General features: G+C 72.9%; 19 protein-coding genes. 8 read left to right on the forward strand and 11 right to left on the reverse strand.

Going from position 1 to position 22,324, the window contains the following annotated elements; all coding sequences use genetic code 11:
- Positions 1 to 16 precede the first annotated feature (16 nt).
- The 4 genes from ACTJK8_RS03170 to ileS all read right to left on the reverse strand — a co-directional run bounded on the left by ACTJK8_RS03170 (position 17) and on the right by ileS (position 5,976).
- Entirely contained in the window at positions 17 to 1,426 is a 1,410-nt protein-coding gene (locus tag ACTJK8_RS03170) for a M16 family metallopeptidase (protein ID WP_012318782.1), read from the reverse strand.
- Between the two features lie 159 nt (positions 1,427 to 1,585).
- The gene (locus ACTJK8_RS03175) at positions 1,586 to 2,248 is read right to left on the reverse strand and encodes a hypothetical protein (protein ID WP_029360955.1); all 663 of its coding nucleotides are present in this window, start codon (positions 2,246 to 2,248) and stop codon (positions 1,586 to 1,588) included.
- 160 nt (positions 2,249 to 2,408) lie between these two features.
- Positions 2,409 to 2,924, reverse strand: coding sequence for a signal peptidase II (lspA, locus tag ACTJK8_RS03180; protein WP_012318780.1), 516 nt, complete (start codon positions 2,922 to 2,924; stop codon positions 2,409 to 2,411).
- An 85-nt stretch (positions 2,925 to 3,009) separates the two neighbouring features.
- Positions 3,010 to 5,976 (reverse strand): isoleucine--tRNA ligase, encoded by a 2,967-nt coding sequence (ileS, locus tag ACTJK8_RS03185; RefSeq protein ID WP_127991160.1) that lies wholly within the window; start codon positions 5,974 to 5,976, stop codon positions 3,010 to 3,012.
- Between the two features lie 336 nt (positions 5,977 to 6,312).
- On the opposite strand from ileS, the gene ACTJK8_RS03190 reads away from it, so the two are divergent.
- Positions 6,313 to 6,582: a hypothetical protein gene (locus ACTJK8_RS03190; RefSeq protein WP_012318778.1), complete on the forward strand. Its 270-nt coding sequence runs from the start codon at positions 6,313 to 6,315 to the stop codon at positions 6,580 to 6,582.
- 30 nt (positions 6,583 to 6,612) lie between these two features.
- On the opposite strand, the gene ACTJK8_RS03195 is transcribed toward ACTJK8_RS03190, so the two are convergent.
- The 4 genes from ACTJK8_RS03195 to ACTJK8_RS03210 all read right to left on the reverse strand — a co-directional run bounded on the left by ACTJK8_RS03195 (position 6,613) and on the right by ACTJK8_RS03210 (position 10,559).
- Positions 6,613 to 7,566: a DMT family transporter gene (locus ACTJK8_RS03195; RefSeq protein ID WP_012318777.1), complete on the reverse strand. Its 954-nt coding sequence runs from the start codon at positions 7,564 to 7,566 to the stop codon at positions 6,613 to 6,615.
- A gap of 114 nt (positions 7,567 to 7,680) precedes the next feature.
- Positions 7,681 to 8,061: a hypothetical protein gene (locus ACTJK8_RS03200; RefSeq protein WP_012318776.1), complete on the reverse strand. Its 381-nt coding sequence runs from the start codon at positions 8,059 to 8,061 to the stop codon at positions 7,681 to 7,683.
- A 427-nt stretch (positions 8,062 to 8,488) separates the two neighbouring features.
- Complete coding sequence (locus tag ACTJK8_RS03205) at positions 8,489 to 9,331, reverse strand: DUF1932 domain-containing protein (protein ID WP_012318775.1); 843 nt, start codon at positions 9,329 to 9,331, stop codon at positions 8,489 to 8,491.
- A gap of 25 nt (positions 9,332 to 9,356) precedes the next feature.
- Entirely contained in the window at positions 9,357 to 10,559 is a 1,203-nt protein-coding gene (locus tag ACTJK8_RS03210; protein ID WP_012318772.1) for a pyridoxal phosphate-dependent aminotransferase, read from the reverse strand.
- A gap of 201 nt (positions 10,560 to 10,760) precedes the next feature.
- Between ACTJK8_RS03210 and ACTJK8_RS03215 the strand changes: the two genes are divergently transcribed.
- Positions 10,761 to 11,786: an LLM class flavin-dependent oxidoreductase gene (locus tag ACTJK8_RS03215; RefSeq protein WP_024830356.1), complete on the forward strand. Its 1,026-nt coding sequence runs from the start codon at positions 10,761 to 10,763 to the stop codon at positions 11,784 to 11,786.
- A 107-nt stretch (positions 11,787 to 11,893) separates the two neighbouring features.
- Entirely contained in the window at positions 11,894 to 12,922 is a 1,029-nt protein-coding gene (locus tag ACTJK8_RS03220; protein ID WP_024830357.1) for a fumarylacetoacetate hydrolase family protein, read from the forward strand.
- Positions 12,923 to 13,035: 113 nt separating this feature from the next.
- Here the strand turns inward: ACTJK8_RS03220 and cysN are convergent, their stop codons facing one another.
- From cysN to ACTJK8_RS03235, 3 genes are read right to left on the reverse strand one after another with little or no spacing between them, the layout of a single operon-like run.
- On the reverse strand, positions 13,036 to 14,478 hold the full coding sequence (cysN, locus tag ACTJK8_RS03225) for a sulfate adenylyltransferase subunit CysN (RefSeq protein WP_440761506.1): 1,443 nt from the start codon (positions 14,476 to 14,478) through the stop codon (positions 13,036 to 13,038).
- On the reverse strand, positions 14,478 to 15,437 hold the full coding sequence (gene cysD / locus ACTJK8_RS03230) for a sulfate adenylyltransferase subunit CysD (RefSeq protein ID WP_012318768.1): 960 nt from the start codon (positions 15,435 to 15,437) through the stop codon (positions 14,478 to 14,480). Before cysD ends, cysN begins: the two co-directional genes overlap by 1 nt.
- A complete protein-coding gene (locus tag ACTJK8_RS03235; RefSeq protein WP_012318767.1) occupies positions 15,434 to 16,261 on the reverse strand; it encodes a phosphoadenylyl-sulfate reductase in 828 nt (275 codons plus the stop codon). The genes cysD and ACTJK8_RS03235 overlap by 4 nt, the downstream gene beginning before the upstream one ends.
- A gap of 265 nt (positions 16,262 to 16,526) precedes the next feature.
- Here ACTJK8_RS03235 and ACTJK8_RS03240 point away from each other — a divergent pair, with 265 nt between their 5' ends.
- The 5 genes from ACTJK8_RS03240 to ACTJK8_RS03260 all read left to right on the forward strand — a co-directional run bounded on the left by ACTJK8_RS03240 (position 16,527) and on the right by ACTJK8_RS03260 (position 22,101).
- Positions 16,527 to 17,042: an Lrp/AsnC family transcriptional regulator gene (locus ACTJK8_RS03240; protein WP_010686224.1), complete on the forward strand. Its 516-nt coding sequence runs from the start codon at positions 16,527 to 16,529 to the stop codon at positions 17,040 to 17,042.
- Between the two features lie 111 nt (positions 17,043 to 17,153).
- The gene (locus ACTJK8_RS03245; protein ID WP_024830361.1) at positions 17,154 to 18,923 is read left to right on the forward strand and encodes a diflavin oxidoreductase; all 1,770 of its coding nucleotides are present in this window, start codon (positions 17,154 to 17,156) and stop codon (positions 18,921 to 18,923) included.
- A 237-nt stretch (positions 18,924 to 19,160) separates the two neighbouring features.
- Positions 19,161 to 21,011 (forward strand): NADPH-dependent assimilatory sulfite reductase hemoprotein subunit, encoded by a 1,851-nt coding sequence (locus tag ACTJK8_RS03250; protein WP_440761507.1) that lies wholly within the window; start codon positions 19,161 to 19,163, stop codon positions 21,009 to 21,011.
- 393 nt (positions 21,012 to 21,404) lie between these two features.
- Positions 21,405 to 21,704, forward strand: a complete 300-nt coding sequence (locus ACTJK8_RS03255) for a hypothetical protein (protein ID WP_440761508.1) — start codon at positions 21,405 to 21,407, stop codon at positions 21,702 to 21,704.
- 130 nt (positions 21,705 to 21,834) lie between these two features.
- On the forward strand, positions 21,835 to 22,101 hold the full coding sequence (locus tag ACTJK8_RS03260) for a hypothetical protein (RefSeq protein ID WP_440761509.1): 267 nt from the start codon (positions 21,835 to 21,837) through the stop codon (positions 22,099 to 22,101).
- Positions 22,102 to 22,324 lie beyond the last annotated feature (223 nt).

Raw genomic sequence — 22,324 nt, forward strand, 5'->3', positions numbered from 1 at the left:
CGGGACGCACCCGGGGTTACTCGGCGGCCATCGCGACCGGGGCGTCCGGATCCTGCGCCTTGGTCAGGTAGCCGGTGACCGAGCGGGCCGGCGTCAGCCAGCGCTCGGCGGCGCCCTTGAGGCGGTCCTGCGTCACCGCCTCGATGTCGGTCGGCCAGCGGCGGACCTCCTCGATGGTCTCGCCGATCGCCAGCGCCGAGCCGTAGATGCGGGCCAGCGACGACTGGCTGTCGGAGGAGTAGACGGTCTCGGCCACGAGGCGGGTCTTGGCGCGCTCGATCGCCTCGGCGTCGAGGGCCTCCGCGGGGGCGCGGCGCAGCACCCGGTCGACGGCCTCCTCCAGCTTCTCCAGCGGCACGCCCTCGGCGGGCACCGCGTAGACGGAGAAGCGGGTGTCGTCGATCGCCGAGCCCATGTACCAAGCGCCGGCATTGACCGCGAGGCCGCTCTCCATGACCAGCTTGCGGTAGAGGTACGAGGTCGAGCCGCCGCCCAGCACCTCGGCCAGCAGCTCGAGGTCGTGGCAGCCGCCGTCGCGGGCGGTGATGCAGGAGGGGGTCAGGTAGAGCCGCTGCAGGGTCGGCTGCTCGACCTTCGGGTCGGCGACGGCGACGCGGCGCAGGGCCTTCGGCTCCGGCTCCCGCGCCCGCAGGCGCTCGGGCCGGGCGCCCTGGGGCGCGACGCGGCCGTAGGTGGTCTCGGCCAAGCGCCGGACCTCGTCGGGGGTCACGTCGCCGGCCACCACCAGGATGGCGTTCTCGGGGGTGTAGAAGCGCTTGTAGTAGGCCAGCGCGTGCTCGCGGTTCAGGCCCTCGATCTCGTGCATCCAGCCGATGATCGGGATGCCGTAGGGATGGTGCACGAACAGGCCGGCGGCCATCGCCTCGGAGAGCTGGGCGGAGGGGTCGGTCTCGACCCGCATGCGCCGCTCCTCCAGCACCACGTCGCGCTCGGGGGCGACCACGGCGTCGTCGAGGACGAGGCCGCTCATGCGGTCCGCCTCGAACGCCATCATGGTGCCGAGGTGGTCGCGGGCGACCCGCTGGAAATAGGCGGTGTAGTCGTAGCTGGTGAAGGCGTTCTCCTGGCCGCCCAGGCCCGACACCGCCTTCGAGAAGGCCCCGACCGGGTGCTTCTCGGTGCCCTTGAACATCAGGTGCTCGAGGAAGTGGGCGATGCCCGACTGGCCGAGCGGATCATCGGCCGAACCGTTGCGGTACCAGATCATGTGGGTGGCGACGGGGGCCCGGTGATCGGGGACGACCACCACGTCGAGGCCGTTGTCGAGGGTGAAGGCCGTCACTTCCGGTCCGCCCGCCTCGGAACGCCCGAACGGCGCGGCCTCGCCCCGGCCGGCGCTGCCGCCGTAGGGCGAGCCCGGACGCAGCGGGAAGAGGGTGGGCGTCGCCTTCCTGAACAGGTGCATTCCGCTTTCCTTCTGCCGGCCCCGGATCGAAGCGTCCCGCGTCGGGATGCGCGCGCGGATCGGGGCCGTCCTGGTCACCGGGGCGCAAGAACCGCACCGGGACGATCGTCTCATGTTGCCACGCCGCCGCGCCGTTGCAACGGCGACACGGCGCCCCCGTCACTGCTGCGCGCGCTGACGGAGATACGCGCGGGGATCCGCCTCCTCGCGCTCGCGGCTGGCGTTGTTGATCGGGTCGCTCGACGGCGGCCGGGCCAGCTGCTTGGGCGACTGCCGGTATCCGGTCGGCGGATCCGTCAGCGTGTCGCGGCTCGGCTCGATGTCGGAGGGCTCGGCGTTGGCGCTCTTGCCCTTGAGCAGCTCGAAGGGGCTGAGCAGGCTGTCGTCGCGGTTGTTGTCGCCGGGCTTGCGCTCGGCGGTGGTCGTCAGGCCCGCCCCGGCGCGGCGGCCCCCGCGCATCTCCTCCACGGAGAGCGTCGCGTTGTTGTCGTCGTAGCGGCCCTGGGCCTGGGAGCCCTTGGGGTTGCGCCGCTCCACGGCGGCGCGCTCGCGCTCGACGATCTCGGGATCCTTCGGCCAGGCGGTGCTGGTGGAGCGCGCCCGCGGCTGGGGCAGGGCCTTGCCGTCGATCTTGGGCGGCATCACCAGCGGGGGCCGCTCGTGATAGTCGATCGGATCCTGGCGCTTCTCCAGGAGGCCGATGCCCGACAGGGCGTCGCGCATGAACTCGCCGCGCTCCTGCGCGTGCGCGGGGCCGACGCAGAGCGGAGCCAGGGCCACCGCGGCGGAGAGGAGGGGACGAAGCCTGCGATGCCCGGTCATGCTGCCTCACGGGTTCCGGACGGGGGGTCCGGCTCTGGGACGACCGCGGCGCGGCCTGATCCGACGGGTCCCGGCCTGAGGCCGGTTTCCGGCGATCGTATGGCGCCTTGACCGCGTCGCGCCAGGAGGGCGGTGCAGCCGTACCTGTGTGTTGCAGGGATCACAGGCGCGGCGCCGGGTCGCCCCGCGCCGGCGACGCCCGGTCCTTGCGGCCGTCCGGGGACAGGCTGTCGAGGATCAGGCCGATCACGCCCGCCACGATCGCCGCGTCGGCGACGTTGAACACGTACCAGGACCAGCCGCCGGCATGCAGGTGGACGAAGTCGAAGACGGCGCCGTAGGCGGCCCGGTCGATGGCGTTGCCGAGCGCGCCGCCGACGATCAGCCCGAGGGCGATGCCGAGGAGCCGCGACGTGGCCCGGCGCATCCAGAGCCCGAGGCCGATCGCGGCGGCGAGCGACAGGGCCACGAGGAGCCAGCGGCCGATACCGCCCTCCTGCTGGAACAGCCCGTAGGAGACGCCCCGGTTCCAGACCACGACGAAGTCGGCGAAGGGCGCCAGCCGCCAGGGCTGCGTCAGCACGAGGTCGGTGCCGAAATAGAGCCCGAGCTTGGTGGCCTGGTCGAGGATCAGGGTGAGGACGAGGGCCAGGAGGCCGGCGCGGAAGGGCGTCACGGGCGGCGCGCCCGGCCCGGGGTGGTGCCCCCCTCTCCCCGCGGGCGGGGAGCGGGGGCGGCGCCGCCGACGACGTGGGAGGCCCTCACGCCGCGCTCGCCTCCGGATGCGCCGCGTCCCACTCGCGCAGGGCCTGGGCGTCGCGGGGCGTCACCTCCGGGTAGTCCGGATCGCTGCCCACGCTCGGGCTGACCCGCCAGGACCGGGCGCATTTGCGCCCCTCGGCCGGGCTCGGCACCACCGCCACGCCGCGCACCTCGTCGAGCCGGAAGGCCTCGGCCGGGCCCTCGCCCGCGACCACGGTGATGGCGGAGGTGATGCAGGTATCGGCGAAGTCGCAGCCCTCGAGCGCCGCGAGCAGCTCCGGGTCCGCCACGTAGACCGTCGGCGCCGCCTCCAGGCTCGCGCCGATGCGCTTGGCCGCGCGCTCGATCTCCAGGGCGCCGGTGACGACCCGCCGGACCCGCCGGATCCTGTGCCAGCGCTCCGCGAGGGCGGGGTCGAGCCAGTCCGTCGGGGTCTCCGGCAGGGTCTGGAGATGCACCGAGCCGTCCTCGGACGGGTAGCGGTCGAGCCACGCCTCCTCGGCCGTGAAGGCCAGCACCGGGGCGAGCCAGATCGCCACCCGCCGGAAGGCCTCGTCGATCACCTGCAGCGACGCCCGGCGGCGGACCGAGGACACCGGATCGCAGTACAGGGCGTCCTTGCGCACGTCGAAGTAGAAGGACGACAGGTCGCCGGTCATGAAGCCGTTGAGCAGCGCCACCACCCGCTTGGTGTCGAAGGCCGCGTAGGCCTCGCGGATCTCGCCGTCGAGCTCGGCGAGCCGGTGCAGGATCAGCCGCTCCAGCTCGGGCATGTCGCCGTAGGCCACGTCGTCGCCCGGGACCCGGTGGGCCAGCGAGCCCAGCATCCAGCGCAGGGAGTTGCGCAGCTTCCGGTAGGTCTCCGCGAAGGTCTTGATGATCTCCGGTCCGATGCGCAGGTCGTCGGTGTAGTCGGAGGCCGCGACCCAGAGGCGCAGGATGTCGGCGCCGGAATCCTTGATGACGCTCTGCGGCGCGACGACGTTGCCCTTCGACTTCGACATCTTCAGGCCCTTGCCGTCGAGCACGAAGCCGTGGGTCAGGACGATGTCGTAGGGCGCCCGGCCGCGGGTGCCGGCGGATTCGAGCAGCGAGGACTGGAACCAGCCGCGGTGCTGGTCGGAGCCCTCCAGGTACATGACCCGATCCCGGCCGCCGTCGCGGACGCGCTTCACCCCAGAGAGACCCGGGAAGGCCTCCGGATCGTCGAGCACGAAGGCGTGGGTCGAGCCGGAATCGAACCAGACGTCGAGGACGTCGGTGACCTTCTCGTAGGCGGCCGGGTCGTGGTCGGGCGCCAGGAAGCGCTGCGCGGCGTCGTCGCGGAACCACGCGTCGGCGCCCTCAGCCGCGAAGGCGTCGCGGATGCGGGCGTTGACCCGCGCGTCCCTCAGGATCTCGGCGGTCTCGCGGTGGACGAAGACGGTGATCGGCACGCCCCAGGCGCGCTGGCGCGAGACCACCCAGTCCGGCCGGTTGGCGACCATGCCGGTGATGCGGTTCTTGCCCTGGGTCGGCACCCACTGGGTGTCGTCGATGCCCTGGAGCGCGACCTCGCGGAGCGTCCGGTTGCCGAGCGAATCCACCGGCCGGTCCATGGCGATGAACCATTGCGGCGTGTTGCGGAAGATCACCGGCTTCTTGGACCGCCAGGAATGCGGGTACTGGTGGCGCAGCACCCCGCGGGCGATCAGCGCCCCGGCCTCGGTCAGCGCGGCGATGACCGCCTTGTTGGCGTCGCCCTTCTCGCCCTTGGCGGTGAGCACGCGTGTGCCGGTGAAGCCCGGGGCGGCCTCGGTGAGGACGCTGTCGGCGTCGACCGTGTACGGAATGGTCGCGTCGATGCCGCGCTCGCGCAGCAGCCGGCCGCTGGCCATCCAGAGCTCGAAATCCTCGCGGCCGTGGCTCGGCGCCGTGTGGACGAAGCCCGTGCCGGACTCGTCGGTGACGTGGTCGCCGTCGAGCATCGGCACGGCGAAACCGTAGCCGAGCTTCGCCAGCGGGTGGTCCAGGGTCAGGCCCGCGAGCGTCGACGGGCTCACGTCGGCCACGCGCGCGAACGCCTCGACCCGGGCGGCCTTGAACACGGTCGCGGCCAAGCTGTCGGCGAGCACGTAGGTCTGGCCGGGGGTCGCCCAGTTGTCGGCCGGCGCCTCCGTGACCCGGTACAGGCCGTAGGCGATTTTTTTGGAGTAGGCGACCGCGCGGTTGCCGGGGATCGTCCAGGGCGTGGTCGTCCAGATCACCACCCGGGCCGCCGCGAGGTCGCCCTCGGCGCCGGACCGGATCGGGAAGGCCACGAACACCGTGTCGCTGACGTGCTCCTCGTACTCGACCTCCGCCTCGGCGAGCGCGGTCTTCTCGACCACCGACCACATCACGGGCTTGGAGCCGCGGTAGAGCTGGCCGCTCATCGAGAACTTCATCAGCTCGTCGGCGATCACGGCCTCGGCGGGGAACGCCATGGTGGCGTAGGGATGGTCCCAGTCGCCGGTGACGCCGAGGCGCTTGAACTCCTCGCGCTGCACGTCGAGCCACTGGGCCGCGAAGGTCCGGCATTCCTGCCGGAACTCGATCACCGGCACGTCGTCCTTGTTGCGGCCCTTGGCGCGGTACTGCTCCTCGATCTTCCACTCGATCGGCAGGCCGTGGCAGTCCCAGCCGGGGACGTAGTTGGCGTCGAAGCCGAGGGCGGTCTGCGAGCGGACCACCACGTCCTTGAGGATCTTGTTGAGCGCCGTGCCGATGTGGATGTTGCCGTTGGCGTAGGGCGGGCCGTCGTGGAGCACGAATTTCGGCCGGTCGCGGCCGGCGGCGCGCAGCTTCCCGTACAGGTCCATCCGCTTCCAGCGCTCGATGAAGAGCGGCTCGCGCACCGGCAGGCCGGCGCGCATCGGGAACTCGGTCTGCGGCAGGAACAGGGTCTTGGAATAGTCGCGGGCGGGCGCGGTCTCGGGGGCGGTCATCGGATCTCGCATCGGCGGTCGGGCCGGCAGCGTCGGGCCGGCGGAATCGGGTCGGGCGGCAGGAGGATCCCGGACCTCCGCGCGGCCACGCTGGAGCGGGCCCTCAGGCGGAGGCCGGGCCGGTAATTCGGATCGGGCGGCCGGGGCCGCGCAGGGCGCGCGAAGCGTGCATGGGGCGTTCTCTACCAGCCGCCCCGGCCCGAGGCCAGCGGCAGCGCGGATCACGCGCCCGTGACCGCGGATGGGACCAATCGGCGTCTGAACCGTTGACCGACACACCCTCCGCCCGCCGCGGCGGCGCGGAGCCGACCCAGACCGATATCCGGGAGTAGCCCCATGAAGAAGCTTCTGATCGCGACCCTCGCCCTGGCGCCGCTGGCCTACGCGGGCGCCGCGGAGGCCCAGGGCACGGCGCGCGGCGCCCAGCGCGGCGTCGAGGACGGCACGGCCGCGGCCGGTCCGGTGGGCGGCGTCGTCGGCGGCGCGGTCGGCGCGGCGACCGGCACCGTCGGCGGCGTGCTCGGCACCGATCCCGACCCGGCCCGCCGGGCGCGCGAGAACCGCCGCGAGGAGCGGATGGAGCGCCAGGAGCGCCTCGGCCGCTGACGTTCTGGTGCCAGGTTCCGGCCGGTCGCCTCAGGCGGCCGGCCGCGCCTCCCGGCGAATCGTCTCCTGCGCCAGGAGGTACAGGCCCGATCCGACGACGATCATGGCGCCCGCCACGGTCCAGCGGCTCGGGACGTCGCCGAACAGCAGGAAGCCCAGCGTCACCGACCACAGCAGCTGCGTGTAGATGAACGGCGCCAGCACGTTGGCCGGGGCCCGGGCATGGGCCATCACCAGCAGCCAGTGGCCCAGCGTCCCGAACAGCGCCACCCCGAACAGCAGCGCCCAGTGGGTCAGGCTCGCCGGGCTCGTCCAGATCCAGGGCAGGAGCGGGGCCATCAGCGCGAGCCCCGCGAGCCCCGTGTAGAACATGGTCGTGGCGGTCGAGTCGTAGGCCGCGAGCTTGCGCGTGATGATCGCGTAGAAGGCGTAGACCACGACGTTGGCGACGCAGAGCAGCGCGGCCGGATGCATCCCGCCGACGCCCGGCCGCACGATCACCAGCACGCCCAGGAAGCCGACGCCGATCGCCGTGAGCCGCGCCCGCGACGACCACTCGCCGAGCAGCGGCCCGGCGAGCAGCGCCACGGTGAGCGGCGCGGCGAACTGGATCGAGATCGTCTCGGCGAGCTGCAGGTAGCGCAGGGCCAGGAAGTTGAGGGCCGTGGAGGCGAAGAGCAGCAGGGAGCGCGCGATCTGCAGCGGCAGGCGCCGGCTCTTGACCACGCCCGGCGTGCGCACCGGGTTGATGAACAGCGAGATCATGGCGACGCTGGCCGCGTAGCGCATGAAGGTGGTGACCAGGGGGTCGACGCCGGCCCGCGCCAGGGTCTTGCCGCAGGCGTCGAGGCTCGCGAAGAAGGCGACGGCCCCGCACATCAGGGCGATGCCGACGATCCGCCGGCGGCCGGCGAGCTCGGCCTCCGGATCGGCGCGCGTCGCGGCGCTGTCGTCGGGGACGGAGGTCGCGACCTGCGTGCTCATGCCTGACCAATCTCGGTAGAGGCCGAAATCCCTGCCACGCCCGGCGCCGCGCCGGTATCCGTCGGCGCGCAGGGGAACCATGCAGCCGGCACGGTCGCCCGCGCCGGCGGGGGCTCAGCGCTTCGCCGCGACCTTCTCGGCGACGGGCGCCCTCTCGGCGGAGGCCGTCTTGGTCGCGGCCTTGGCGAGCTTCGGCTTGGGCGGCGTCGCGCCGGCGATCAGGGCGGCGAGGTGCGACTGGTCGAGCCCCGCGGCGGCGCGCGCGGGCGCAGCGGGAACCGGCGCCGCCGCGGCGACCGGCGCGGGCGCCAGCGCGGCGGCCCGCTCGACCCGGCGCGGCTCGATGGAGCCGGTCGCGGTGGGCTCGGCGAGGCTCGCCGTCGCGACCGCGGGGGCGGCGGACTCGCGCTGCACCCGCAGGGTCCAGTGCGCGGCGGTGGAGAGCGCGGCGATGCCGAGGATCGCCTTGATGCCGCTGGTGAGCAGGGCTCGCATGGTCGTCAGGCCCGAGAGAACGCGGTTACGCGGAACCGGATCCCCGGCCCGGACGCATCATCGCGCGGGAGCGTGAACGAAGCCGCAACGGCCCCGGCCGCCCCTGTCCCGGAACGGGGCAGGGCCCCGCGCCCGCGACAGGTCCGGCGGGCGGGATCGGCCGGGAAATCATGTGGGCCATGCGCCGGACCCGCGGTTCCTGTTCCCCGCGCTCCCGACACTCCTGCAGCGACTCGGCCCACTGAGCCTCACAGGAACGGTCCAGAGAACTGGTCCGGACCGCCCCGTCACTGCCGACCCCGCCGCCATGCAGGCCCGAGCGGGCTCGCGAAACCTTCAGGCGCATCGGCCGCTGGGGACAGCCCGTGTAGAGGGTGACAGCCGAGCCGGCAACAGAGGCGGGGCCGTTTCGGCGGCCCCGCGGCGATCAGCGCTCCGCCGCGGCCGCGGCGAAGCGCATCAGCGCGGCGATCTCGGCCGCGCCGTCCTCCGCGGCGAGGCGGCGGTAGAGCGCGGCGTAGCCGGCGAAGACCTGCCGCCCGACCGCGTCGGGACCGAGGAACCCGGCGATCTCCTCCATCTCGGGCGCCCAGCGGTGGGCCTTCGGCGCCATGTCGGGCAGGCCCCTGGCGAACCGGGCCAGCAGCGCCGGCTCGTTCTCGGCGAGTTCGGCCAGCAGCGCCTCGCCGGCGCCGGCGCGACCGGCGGCGCCGATCACGAGCGCGGCGAGCGCCGTCAGGCCCTTGTTGAGGCCGGCATAGCTCATCTTGAGGCCGGAGGCGGCGCCGACCGCGCCGGGGCAGACGCGCAGGTCGAGGCCGAGGTCGCGCAGGACCAGCGCGGGAGCCGTATCCGCGCCCGAGACGTAGACGCGCGGCCCCCGGCTGCCGGGCTGCGGCGGCAGGCCCAGGATCGCCCCGTCGAGGAACGGCGTGCCGGTGGCCGCGACGATCCCGGCGATGCGCCCGACCGTCTCCGGGCTGACGGCGTTGGCGTCGATGTAGACCGGCTTGCGCGGGGCCGCCGCCAGGGCGGGCGCGAGCCGGCGGGCGAGCGCCTCCGCGTCGGCGGGCGGCACGATCGCGAGCAGGAGGTCGGCGGCGGCGAGCTCGCCGTCCCCGGCATGCGCCATGCCGGCGGCCGCGGCCCGGGCGCGGCTCGCCGCCCCGCGCCCGTCCAGGGAGGTCAGCACGCGGGCGCCGTGCCCGGCGAGCCGGGCCCCGACGGCGCTGCCCATGGCGCCCGGGGCGATCACCGCGACGGTGGGCACGGGACGCCTCCGGGGACTCGGGGCGCTACCGCAGCGAGCCGCAGAAGCGCTGGATGCGCCGGCAGGCCTCCTCCAGCACCGCGTTCGACGTCGCGTAGGAGATGCGCAGGTTCGGGCCGAGCCCGAAGGCCGAGCCGTGGACCGCGGCCACGCCCTCGGCCTGGAGCAGCTCCATGACGAAGTCCTCGTCGGTCTCGATGGTCTTGCCGGCCTCGGTCTTCTTGCCGATCAGCGCCGCGCAGGACGGGTAGACGTAGAACGCGCCCTCCGGCGTCGGGCAGGTCAGCCCGTTGGTCTGGTTGAGCATCGACACGACGAGGTCGCGCCGGCCCTGGAAGGCGGCCCGGAACGTGGCGAGGTGATCCTGCGGCCCGTCGAGGGCGGCGACCGCGGCCCATTGCGCGATCGTGCTGGCGCCGGAGGTCTGCTGGCCCTGCACGAAGTCCATCGCCTTGATGAGCTTCTCCGGGCCGGCCGCGTAGCCGATGCGCCAGCCGGTCATGGCGTAGCCCTTCGAGACGCCGTTCATGGTCAGCGTCCGCTCGAGCAGCTGCGGCTCGACCTGGACCGGCGTGACGAACTCGAAGTCGCCGTAGGTGAGGTGCTCGTAGATGTCGTCGGTGAGGATGTGCACGTCCGGGTAGCGGAGCAGCACGTCGGTGAGCGCCTTCATCTCGGCGCGGGAATAGGCGGCGCCCGACGGGTTCGACGGCGAGTTGAGGACGATCCACTTGGTCTTCGGCGTCAGCACCCGGTCGAGCTCCTCGGCCTGGAGCTTGAAGCCGTGCGCCATGTCGGTGTCGGCGAAGACCGGGGTGCCGCCGCACAGGCCGACCATCTCCGGATAGGACACCCAGTAGGGGCGGGGGATCACCACCTCGTCGCCGGGGTTCAGCGTGGCGAGGAAGGCGTTGTACAGCACCTGCTTGCCGCCGGTGCCCACGATGGTCTGCGAGACCTTGTAGTCGAGCCCGTTCTCGCGCTTGAACTTGCGCACGATCGCCTCGCGCAGGGGCACGATGCCGGAGACCGGCGGGTAGCGGGTCTCGTTGCGGTGGATCGCGTCGATCGCCGCCTGCTTGATGTGCTCGGGCGTGTCGAAATCCGGCTCGCCGACCGACAGGCTGATGACGTCGACGCCGGACGCCTTCAGGTCCCGGGCCTTCTGGGTCATCACGATGGTCGCGGACGGCTTCACCCGCGAGAGGACGTCGGCGAGGAGAGCCATGGCGTGCGGTGCTCCGGATTGTCGTGGGCGAGGGATGCCCGGGCGCCGCCCATATTGCGGCGCGGCGGACCCTAGGCCGGGGACGCTGAGCCGGCAAGGCGGTGCGCAGCACGCAGCCGACGCTCGCGCCCGGCGCGCGGCGCAGGGCTCTCCTGCGCGGCCGCCCTCGCTTTGCCGGATCATCGTTACCAGATCCTGCCCATGACCCCGCTCTCCGTCCTCGACCTCTCCTTCGTCAGCGCCGAGTCCACCCCGGCGCGGGCCCTGCACGACACCCTGGCGCTCGCCCGCCACGTCGACGGCCTCGGCTACCGGCGCTACTGGCTCGCCGAGCACCACGCGCTGCCCAACGTGGCGAGCCCGGCCCCCGAGATCATGATCGGCCAGATCGCCGCCGCGACCCGCAACCTCCGGGTCGGCTCGGGTGGGATCATGCTGCCGAACCACGCGCCGCTGATGGTGGCCGAGCGCTTCCGGGTGCTGGAGGCCCTGTTCCCGGGCCGGATCGATCTCGGCCTCGGCCGGGCGCCGGGCACGGACGGCCTCACCGCGCGGGCGCTGCGCCGCCGCGAGGCCCCGGGGGAGGGCGGCGGGGACGACTTCCTCGACCGCCTGCAGGAATTGCTGTTCTGGGACGGCGGCTTCCCGGAAGGTCACCCGTTCGCGCGGATCGAGGCGAGCCCCGCGGGCGTGCCGCTGCCGCCGATCTTCCTGCTCGGCTCCTCCGATTACAGCGCCCGCCTCGCCGGCGAGATCGGCTGCGGCTTCGGCTTCGCGCAGCACTTCTCCGGGATGCCCGCGGAGCCGCCGATGCTGGACTACCGGAACCGGTTCCGGCCGACGCGGCTCGGCGCGAAGCCCCACGCGATCCTGGCGGTGGCGGCGATCTGCGCCCCCACGGACGCGGAGGCCGAGCGGCTGGCGGCCAGCGCGCGGCTGGCGACGCTGCGGCGGGAGCGGGGCGAGTACCGGCCGCTGCCGAGCCTCGCCGAGGCGCTGGCCTACCCGTATTCCGACGGCGAGCGGATGCAGATCGAGCGCGGCCGCGACCGCCTGCACGTGGGCGGCCCCGAGACCCTGCGGGCCCGGCTCGCCGACATGGTCGCGCGCACGCAGGCCGACGAGCTGATGATCGTCACGGCGATCCCCGATCAGGCCGCGCGGCACCAGTCCTACGCGCTGCTGGCGCGGGCCTGGGGGCTCGGCGCCGACTCACAGGCGGCCTGAGCCGTCACCCGGACCCCGCCGCGGGTCCTGGCGGCGCCGCCGCCGGCCGTGCAGGCTCCGCCCGGTTCACGCCCGCGACCAGACGGGCCGACCGGAGGAGAGGCAGCATGGGCAACCGACGCGAATTCCTGACCGCCACGGCCGCCGGCCTGGCCGCCGCCGCGGCGCCGGCCCGCGCCGCCGAGGAGCAGACGGCGGCGCCGAGATCCACGCCGGCGGGGGCACCCCCCTTCGGCATGCCCCGCGACATGGTCCTCCTCAACATGCGCCGCGGCGACGGCTACGCCCTGGGCGTGAAGACGAAGGACGGCGTCCTCGACGTCGCCGCCGCCGGCCGGGCGCTCGGGATGCCGGTCCCCGCCGACATGGACGACCTCCTCCAGAACGGGCGCGGCCCGGCGCTGCGGGCGCTGATCGACGCGGTCGAGGCCGCCCCCGACGGGCGCTTCGTGCTGGCGGAATCCGGCATCGCCTACGCGCCGGTGGTCACGCGGCCCGAGAAGATCATCATGATGGGCTTCAACTACCGCCACCACGCGGAGGAGACCGGCACGCCGATCCCCAAGGACCCGCCGCTGTTCAACAAGTACAACAACGCCCTGAACCACCACGGGGGCACGATCGCGCTGCCGACCCAGGCGGCGCGGGAATTCGACTACGAGACCGAGCTGGTGATGGTGTTCGGCCGGGAATGCCGGAACGTGTCCGAGGCGGACGCCCTCGATTATCTCGCCGGCTACTGCACGGGCAACGATTTCAGCGCCCGGGACCTCCAGACGCTGACCTCGCAGTTCATGATCGGCAAGACCTCGGACGGGTTCGCCCCGCTCGGCCCCTACCTGGTGACCGCCGACCGGGTGAAGGACCCGAACGATCTCAAGCTGAAGACGCTGGTCAACGGCCAGGTGCGCCAGGACTGGAGCACCAACGACATGATCTTCAACTGCCGCCAGCTCATCAGCTTCGCGTCGAAGGTGATGACGATCCGGCCGGGCGACATCTTCTACACGGGCACGCCGCAGGGCGTGATCTTCGGCGAGAAGATCCCGCGCAAGGACCGGGCCTGGTTGAAGCCCGGCGACGAGGTGGTCTCGGAGCTGGAAGGGCTCGGCGCGCTGCGCTTCAGGCTGGTCTGATCCGTCGTCCGAGCGGTGCGACCCGCACCGTATCACCGACGCGAAGCGCGGCCGGCCCCCTCTCCTGTGCGGGAGACGGGGGCCCGCGCGCGAGCCGCGTCGCGCGCCCGGCCTCAGCGCCCGAACAGGCGACCGAGACGGGCGAGGATCCCGGCCCCTTCCGCGGGCTTCGCACCGGTCGCCGCACCGGTCGCCGCACCGGTCGCCGCACCGGGCGTCGCCGCCTGCGCGGCCTCCGCCTTCGGCGCCAGGACCAGCCCGAGGGCCGCCGTGTCGGTGGTCTCGCGGTCGATCAGGATCAGGCTGCCGGTCTCGCGGTTCTCCGCGTAGGCGTCCACCGCCACCGGCCGGTCGAGGCGCAGGGCCACGTCGGCGATGTCGTTGGCCGACAGGCGCTCGGCCGGGCCGGGCTTGCCGGTCTCGGGGTCGATGCGCGAGACGATCCGCTCCACGGTCGCGGTGACCGTGGCGGTGCCGATCTTGGCGAACAGGCTGGCGCCCGGCGCCAGATCGGTCTCGGCCGCCCAGAACAGGCGCGCGTCGAGGGTCTCGGTGACCCGCATCGGCGCGCCCGTCGCCACGATCACCTGCCCGCGCGAGGCGTCGATCTGATCGGCGAGCACCAGGGTCACCGACTCGTCCTCGCCGGCCTCGGGCAGGTCGCCGTCGGCGGTGTAGATCCGCGCCACCGTGGAGGTCCGGCCGGAGGGCTGCACCGTCACACTATCGCCCGGGCGCACCCGGCCGCTGGCGATCCGGCCGCTGTAGCCGCGGAACTCGGAATTGGGCCGGTTGACCCACTGCACCGCCATCCGGAACGGCGCGTTGAGCGCCTCCGCGTGGACCGGCACGGTCTCGAGGTAGTGGAGCAGGGTGCCGCCCGTGTACCAGGGCGCCGCGACGCCCGCGTCCACGACGTTGTCGCCGTTTTTGGCCGAGAGCGGGATCGCCTTGACCTCGGCGAAGTTCAGCCCGCGGGCGAAGTCCGAGAACCCCGACACGATGCCGTCGAAGGTGCCCTGCGCCCAGCCGGCGAGGTCCATCTTGTTCACCGCCAGCACGACCCGGCGGATCCCGAGATTGGAGACCAGCAGCGCGTGGCGCCGCGTCTGGCGGGTCAGGCCCTGGCGGGCGTCCACCAGGATCACCGCCACGTCGGCCGTCGAGGCGCCGGTGGCCATGTTGCGGGTGTACTGCTCGTGGCCGGGCGTGTCGGCCACGATGAAGGAGCGCCTGTCGGTGGAGAAGAACCGGTAGGCGACGTCGATGGTGATGCCCTGCTCGCGCTCGGCCTGGAGGCCGTCCACCAGCAGCGCGAGGTCCACCTCCGCGCCCTGCGTCCCGTGCTTGCGGGAATCCCGCTGGAGCGCCGAGATCTGGTCGTCGAAGATCTGCTTGGTGTCGTGCAGGAGCCGCCCGATCAGGGTCGACTTGCCGTCATCCACCGAGCCGCAGGCGATGAAGCGCAGCACCGCCTTGTTGCGGTGGGCGGTGAGGAAGGCCGCGTAGCCGGCGGCGCGGTCGGCGAAGGCCGTGGGAGCCTGGTGCACCGTCATCAGAAGTACCCCTCCTGCTTCTTGCGCTCCATGGCGCCGGCCCCGTCCTTGTCGATCACCCGGCCCTGGCGCTCCGAGGTCCGGGCGGCGAGCGTCTCGCCGATGATCTCGGGGAGGGTCGCGGCGTCGCTCTCCACCGCGCCGGTGAGCGGGTAGCAGCCGAGCGTGCGGAAGCGGACGAGGCGCTGCTGCGGGGTCTCGCCGGGCTCGAGCGGCAGCCGCTCGTCGTCGACCATGATCAGCTGGCCCTCGCGCTCCACCACCGGCCGCTCCTGGGCGAAGTAGAGCGGCACGATCGGAATGTTTTCCTGCTCGATGTAGAGCCAGATGTCGAGCTCGGTCCAGTTCGACAGCGGGAAGACCCGCAGGGACTCGCCGCGCTTCTTCTTGAGATTGTAGAGGTGCCAGGGCTCGGCGCGCTGGCGCTTCGGGTCCCAGCGGTGCTGCGCGGTGCGCAAGGAGATGATCCGCTCCTTGGCGCGGCTCGCCTCCTCGTCGCGGCGGGCGCCGCCGAAGGCGGCGTCGAACTTGTGCTTGTCGAGCGCCTGCCGCAGGGCCTGCGTCTTCATCACGTCGGTGTGGACCTCGGAGCCGTGGCTCACCGGGCCGACGCCGCGGGCGAGCCCGTCGGGGTTGGTGTGGACGAGAAGGTCGAGGCCGAGCTCCTTCGCCCGGGCGTCGCGGAAGGCGATCATCTCGCGGAACTTCCACGTGGTGTCGACGTGGAGCAGCGGGAACGGCAGCCGCCCGGGCGCGAAGGCCTTGAGGGCGAGGTGCAGCAGGACCGAGGAATCCTTGCCGATCGAGTAGAGCATCACCGGGTTCTCGGTCTCGGCGACCGTCTCCCGGAAGATGTGGATGGCCTCGGCCTCCAGCCGCTTGAGGTGGCTGAGGCGGTCGGCGGTCTGTGCGGACGCGGGGGCGCTCGGCTGCACGGCGGCGGCGAGGGCGGCGCTCATCGGGCGAACTCCGGCTGGCGGGGTGTCTGATTCGGGGTGGTCTCGAAGGCGGCGGGCTCGAGGATTGCGGGCTCCTGGCCCGGCTGCACCGACGCGCCGGGGCGTCCGACGTGCAGGCCGCACTCCTTCTTGTCTTCCTGCTCCCACCACCAGCGGCCGGCCCGCTCCGGCTCGCCGAGCCTCACGGCCCGGGTGCAGGGGGCGCAGCCGATCGACGGGAATCCGCGATCGTGCAGGACGTTGTAGGGCACGAAATTGTCGCGCACGAAGCGGTCGACCTGCTCCCGCGACCAGTCGGCGAGCGGGTTCAGCTTGATCAGGCCGCGCTCCGCGTCGAGCGCGGCGAGCGGCGTCGCGGCGCGGTTGGCCGACTGGCCGGCCCGCAGCCCGGTGAGCCAGCCGCTCGCGCCGGCGAGCGCGCGGCCGAGCGGCTCGACCTTGCGGAAGCCGCAGCAGGCCTGCCGGGCGGCGACCGAGCGCCGGAAGCCGTTGATGCCCTCGGCCCGCACGAATTCCTCCGCGGCCGCGCGCTCGGGCGCGTAGGCGGTGATCCGGATGCCGTAGGCCGATTCGGTCTCGGTCCAGGTGTCGTAGGTCTCGGCGAAGAGGCGGCCGGTATCGAGGGTGACGATCTCGACGCGCCCCTTCGCGAGGCCCGCCATGGCCAGGGCGTGGGTGAGTGCCTGATCCTCGACCCCGAGGCTCGTCGTGAAGACGAGGCGGCCGGGGATCTCCGCGGCGATCAGGTGGAGGCGGCCTGGAAGGTCGAGCCCGGACAGCCGCTCCGCGAGGGAGTCGGCCGCCTGTCGGTCCGGACGGGTCATCGCGCCATGTCCCGGGGTTCGCGTGATGGAAAGGCCACGGCCCGCGCCGCGCCTGTTGTCGAGCGGTCGAAATGTTCGCTATACCGAACGAAGTCAAGGCGCCCCGGCGCGCTCGACCGGGTCGGACCGGCGGTTCGGCGTGCGGTTGCGCACAGCTTCCGGCGCGGGCAGCATGGGCCCGAGGTAAAAGATTCTTCTCACCGGTGCCGGTAGACACGTATATGCGCCCGCGCCCCGCGCGCGGCGGAAGCCCACGGAGACGGCTTTGGACGCGATCGATCTGAAGATTCTCGCCCTGCTGCAGACGGACGCCACGCTGTCCATCGCGGCGATCGGCGAGCGCGTGGGCCTGTCGCAGACCCCGTGCTGGAAGCGCATCCAGAAGCTGGAGGCCGACGGGGTCATCGACCGCCGGGTCGCGGTGCTCGACCCGGTGAAGCTCGGCCTCGGGCTGACCGTGTTCGTGTCCATCGAGACGGCCGACCATTCCCAGGAGTGGCTGCAGCGCTTCGCCGCAACCGTCTCGGCCATGCCGGAGGTGCTCGAGTTCTACCGGATGGCCGGCGACGTGGACTACATGCTGCGGGTCGTCGTCGCCGACATGCAGGCCTATGACAGCTTCTACAAGCACCTCATCGCGGTGCTGCCGCTCAAGAACGTCACCTCCCGCTTCGCCATGGAGAAGGTGAAGTCCACCACGGCGCTGCCGCTGCCGGCGCCGCCCAAGAACGGGCGGCACCTGCCGGGGACGGCCCCGGTGCTGGCCGTGGTGGGAGAATGATATTCTCTTTTTTCGCAGCGCAGCGAATGTGATGTCCTATACGCCGCCCGTTCTGCAAAACGAACGTTTCTCGATTGACACAGGCCCTACCGGCCCCGACATGGTCCCGTGATGTCCCGCCCCAATCTCCTCCCGCGCACCGCCCCGTTCGGGGACGGCGAGCGCGCCAGCCTCGACGCGGTGCTCGGCACCGCGAGCCCCACGCAGCGCGCCTGGCTCGCCGGCTTCCTGGCCGGGCTCGACGCCGCGGGCGGCCAGCCGGCCGCGGTGCCGGCCGCCCCGCCCAAGGCCGCCGCGCCGCTCACCGTGATCTACGCCAGCGAATCGGGGAACTCCGAGGCGCTCGCCGGCAACGTCGCGAAGCTCGCGCGCAAGCAGGGCTTCAAGCCGAAGGTCGTGGACTTCTCCGACCTCGACGTCGCAACCCTGCCCAAGGCCGGCAAGCTGATCGCCATCGCGGCGACCTGGGGCGAGGGCGAGCCGCCGGCCCGGGCCGTGCGGGCCTACGGCGAGCTGATGGGGGAGGGCGCCCCGCGCCTCGACGGCGTCGAGTTCGCGGTCCTGTCGCTCGGCGACACCTCCTACGCGGAGTTCTGCGCCATCGGTAAGGCGCTCGACGCGCGCTTCGAGGCCCTGGGGGCTAAGCGCGCCGCCGAGCGCGCCGACCTCGACCTCGACTTCGAGAAGCCCGCCGCCGACTGGATCAAGGGCGCGCTGAAGGCGCTCGCCCCGGCGGAGCAGCCCGACAACGTCGTGGCGGTGGACTTCGCCCGCGCCGGCGCCGGCGAGGACGACGAGGCCGAGCCGAGCCGCGAGCCCCTGGTGGTCGAGGTCGTCGAGCACGTGAACCTCAACTCGTCGCGCTCCGACAAGGAGACGATCCACCTCGCGCTGGCCTTCGAGGACGGCGCGCCGGCCTACGAGCCGGGCGACTCGCTGGAGATCTTCCCCGAGAACGACCCGCAGCTGGTGGACGAGATCCTGAACGCCGCCGGTCTCGCGGGCGACGAGGCCCTGCGCCGGGCCCTGCTCGCCGAGCGGGACATCACCACGCTCTCGGCCGCCACGATCGAGCGGTTCGTGAAGGCCACCGGCCACGCGGACGCGCAGACGCTCATCGACAGCGGCGAGGCCAAGGCCTGGATCGAGGGCCGGCACCTGATCGACCTGCTGGAGACCTACCCGGCGAAGCTCACGGCCGAGCATATCGGCACGATCACCCGGCCGCTGCCGCCGCGGGCCTACTCGATCGCCTCCTCCCGCAAGGAGGTGGGCGACGAGGTCCACCTCGCCATCGCGGCGGTGCGCTACGAGACCCACGGCCGGGCCCGCTCGGGCGTCGCCTCGGTCCACGTCGCCGACCGGATCCGCGACGGCGCCAAGCTGCGGGTGCGGCTGAAGCCGAACCGCCACTTCCGCCTGCCGCAGGATCCGGCCACCGACATCATCATGGTCGGCCCCGGCACCGGCGTCGCGCCGTTCCGCGCCTTCGTGCAGGAGCGCCGGGCCGTGGAAGCCCCCGGGCGGTCGTGGCTGTTCTTCGGCGACCGGCACTTCACCCACGACTTCCTGTACCAGCTCGAGTGGCAGGACGCCCTGGAGGACGGGTCGCTCACCAAGATCGACGTCGCCTTCTCGCGGGACCAGCCGGAGAAGGTCTACGTGCAGGACCGGATCACCCAGCACGCGCAGGAGCTGGTCTCCTGGCTGGACGGGGGCGCGCATCTCTACGTCTGCGGCGACGCGAAGAACATGGCCAAGGACGTGCGCGCCGCGGTCGTGAAGGCCTACGAGACGGCCAAGAGCCTGAGCGCCGCCGACGCCGAGGCGCAGGTCGCGGCTCTGGAGCGCAGCCACCGCTACCAGCAGGACGTTTACTGAGGACACACCGCTCCCCGCACCGCGGGGGGCCTTCGACGAGATGCGGCAGAGACAGGCGTGACGCAGGTCCCCTCTCCCGGGCGGGAGAGGGGCAGGGTGAGGGATCAGGTCGTTCCGGAGAGGGCGCAGCCCTCACCCCGAGGTCGCGGATCCGGTTCCAGTCCTGCACCGGCTTCGCTTCCGCTCGCCCCCTCCCCACCGGGGAGGAAGACGCGTTCAGACAGACGGATTCACCCCATGGACGACCACAGCCCCCGCGACGCCGCCGAGACCCCGGCCCCCGGCTCTGCCGCCACACCGGCCAAGCGCGTCTACGAGACCCCGCCGACCTCCCGGCCGATCACGGATGCCGAGGCCGCGCGCGCGGAGAAACTCGCCGCGAACGAGCACATCAAGATCGCCAGCGGCTACCTCCGCGGCACGCTGGCGGACGGGCTCCTGAAGCACGCCACCGGGGCGATCTCGGAGGATGACGGGCAGCTCGTGAAGTTCCACGGGATGTACCTGCAGGACGACCGCGACCTGCGCCCCGAGCGGACCAAGAAGAAGCTCGACAAGGCCTACAGCTTCATGATCCGCCTGCGCATCGCCGGCGGCGTCATCACCCCGAAGCAGTGGCTGATCCTCGACGACATCGCCCGGACCTACGCGGGCGGGGCGCTGCGCGCGACCACGCGCCAGACCTTCCAGTACCACGGCGTGATCAAGTCGAACCTGAAGCGCACGATGGCCGCCATCGACGGCGCGCTGCTCGACACGATCGCGGCCTGCGGCGACGTCAACCGCAACGTCATGGCGGCGACGAACCCGGCCCAGACCGGCGCCCACAAGGCCGCCTACCAGCTCGCCAAGGACATCTCCGACTCGCTGCTGCCGAAGACCAGCGCGTGGCGCGAGATCTGGCTCGACGGCGAGCGCGTGGTCGGCGGCGAGGACGAGGCCGAGGTCGAGCCGGTCTACGGCCGGACCTACCTGCCGCGGAAGTTCAAGACCGTCGTGGCGGTGCCGCCCTCCAACGAGGTCGACATCTTCGCCCACGACCTCGGCTTCATCGCGATCCTCGACAAGAAGAACCAGGTCACCGGCTGGAACGTCACGGTGGGCGGCGGCATGGGCATGACCCACGGCGAGCCCGACACCTTCCCGCGCACCGCCGACGTGATGGGCTTCGTGAAGCCCGAGGACGCCCTGAAGGTCGCGGAAGCCGTGATGACGGTCCAGCGCGACTGGGGCAACCGCAAGAACCGCAAGAACGCCCGGCTCAAGTACACGATCGAGCGCTACGGCCTCGACGCCTTCCGGGCCGAGGTGGAGAAGCGGGTCGGCAAGAAGCTCGGCGCGCCCAAGCCCTTCACCTTCACGGGCAACGGCGACCGCTACGGCTGGGTCGAGGGCGACGACGGCCGCCACCACCTGACGCTCTACGTGCCCTCGGGCCGGATCAAGGACATCGACGGCGGCCCGCAATTCCTCTCGGGTCTGCGCCGCATCGCCGAGGTCCACCAGGGCGATTTCCGCCTGACCGGCAACCAGAACGTGATCATCGCCAACGTCCCGGCCGAGAAGCGCGCCGAGATCGACGCCCTCGTCGATGAGTACGGCCTGACCCGGGGCGCGAGCGCGCTCCGGCGCAGCTCGCTCGCCTGCGTGGCCCTGCCGACCTGCGGCCTCGCGCTGGCCGAGAGCGAGCGCTACCTGCCGGACCTGATGACCGAGCTGGAGGAGAGCCTCGCGTCCCACGGGCTCGCCGAGGAGGAGATCACGATCCGCTCCACCGGCTGCCCGAACGGATGCGCCCGGCCGTTCATCTCCGAGATCGGCCTCGTGGGCCGCGGCCCCGAGCGCTATCACCTCTATCTCGGCGCGGCCCACGACGGCTCGCGGCTGAGCAAGCTCTACAAGGAGGACGTGGCGGCCTCCGAGATCCGCGACACCCTCGACCCGCTGTTCGCCGACTACGCGAGGGGCCGGCAGCCGGGCGAGCATTTCGGCGACTACCTGATCCGCGCCGGCCACGTGGCCCGCACCACCAACGGCCCGGACTTCCACGACCGGACCGGCGCCCTCAAGCCGGCCACGCTCGGCTGACGGCAGCCCCCGGGCGCGTCCGGGACGGGGTTCCCGGGCGCGCCGAGGCCGCCGCGGCAGGGCCGCGGATCGCGTGCTCCGGCCCCGCCTCGCCCTGACCCATCGCGCGCACCGAACCCGGACCGGTCCCGGGCTGCCGGAGCGCGGCGGGAGGCGCGACGGCGATCGCCCCCCGAGAGGCATCTCTCCCGCGCACCGTCCCGGACGGCCGCCCGGGCGCCCCTGAAGCGCTGCCGGGGACTCGGCCGCGCGCTCGGCCCCCCCCGCCCGACGAACCCTGTCCCGGCCGCGGATCGCTGCAGCTTCGCCCGTCGCGCGGCCGCGATGAGAATGAACGTTCATTGACATGAGAATGAACGTTCATTACAAGGGTGGGGCAAACAGGAGCGCGCGATGGCTCTCACCCTCGAAGGCCGCTGGTCCGATCTCGATGCCCAGCGCTTCGGCGCCCGCGGCCCGGGCGCGCTCGCCCTCGTCCGCGCCGTCTGCACCCCCGCCAACCTGACCTTCGGCGCCGTCCTGGCCCTCGCTTGGCTGGCGCTGATCAACTGGACCGGCGCCGGCCCGGATGGCTGGCAGGCCCGGATCTGCGCGGACCTCAGTCAGGGACCGCAATCCTGCGCCGTCGCCAGCCTGGGCAAGGATCAGAGCCGCGTCGCGCCGGTCGCCGCCGCGGCGCAGCCCGGGTCGTGACCGGCGCGGCGGACGGGGCGCCGGAGACCGCGGCCACCCGCCCGCCCGGCGCGCGCACATCCTCGACGCCGCCGGGGCCCGTTGCGCGCGCGCCGGCTTTCACCGCACCGCCCTGCAGGACCTCGGCCGCGTGGCCGCGACCCTGAGTGCGGAGATCCGGTCGGCATCGACCCGCAACCCGGACAGCGCCGCCATGACGGCGCGGAGCGGGGCCGGGAGCGGCGACCGGTTCGCCGCGACCCTGCCGGCGCGCGCCACCGCGCCGGACTGCGACCCGGCCGCGCTCCCCGATTCCGACGTCGCCGCGGCGATCGCCCCGCTCCGCGCGCGGCTCGACGCCGGGCTCGACGGCCGCCTGCCGACCCCGGCGCTCCCGGATCGGCCCGCGGCCCGCTGATCCCGGCGCCGCTGCGCGCCCCCGGGCCCCACCGGCGACGCGCCCTCACCGCCGCCATCACCGATCGCGGGCCGGATCCGGCCCGCGGTACGCCGGCCGGTCCGCGATCCCCCCCTCGCGCGGGCCGGCCGTTCTCACGGGCGACGCCGCGTGGCCCCCGGCGGGGCGCGTCGCCGTGAGTCGGCCCGCGCCCGGCGCGTCCCGGGCCGTTACCGGTTGCAAA

The sequence above is a fragment of the Methylobacterium sp. 22177 genome, assembly GCF_052045615.1.
GTDB lineage: Bacteria > Pseudomonadota > Alphaproteobacteria > Rhizobiales > Beijerinckiaceae > Methylobacterium > Methylobacterium radiotolerans.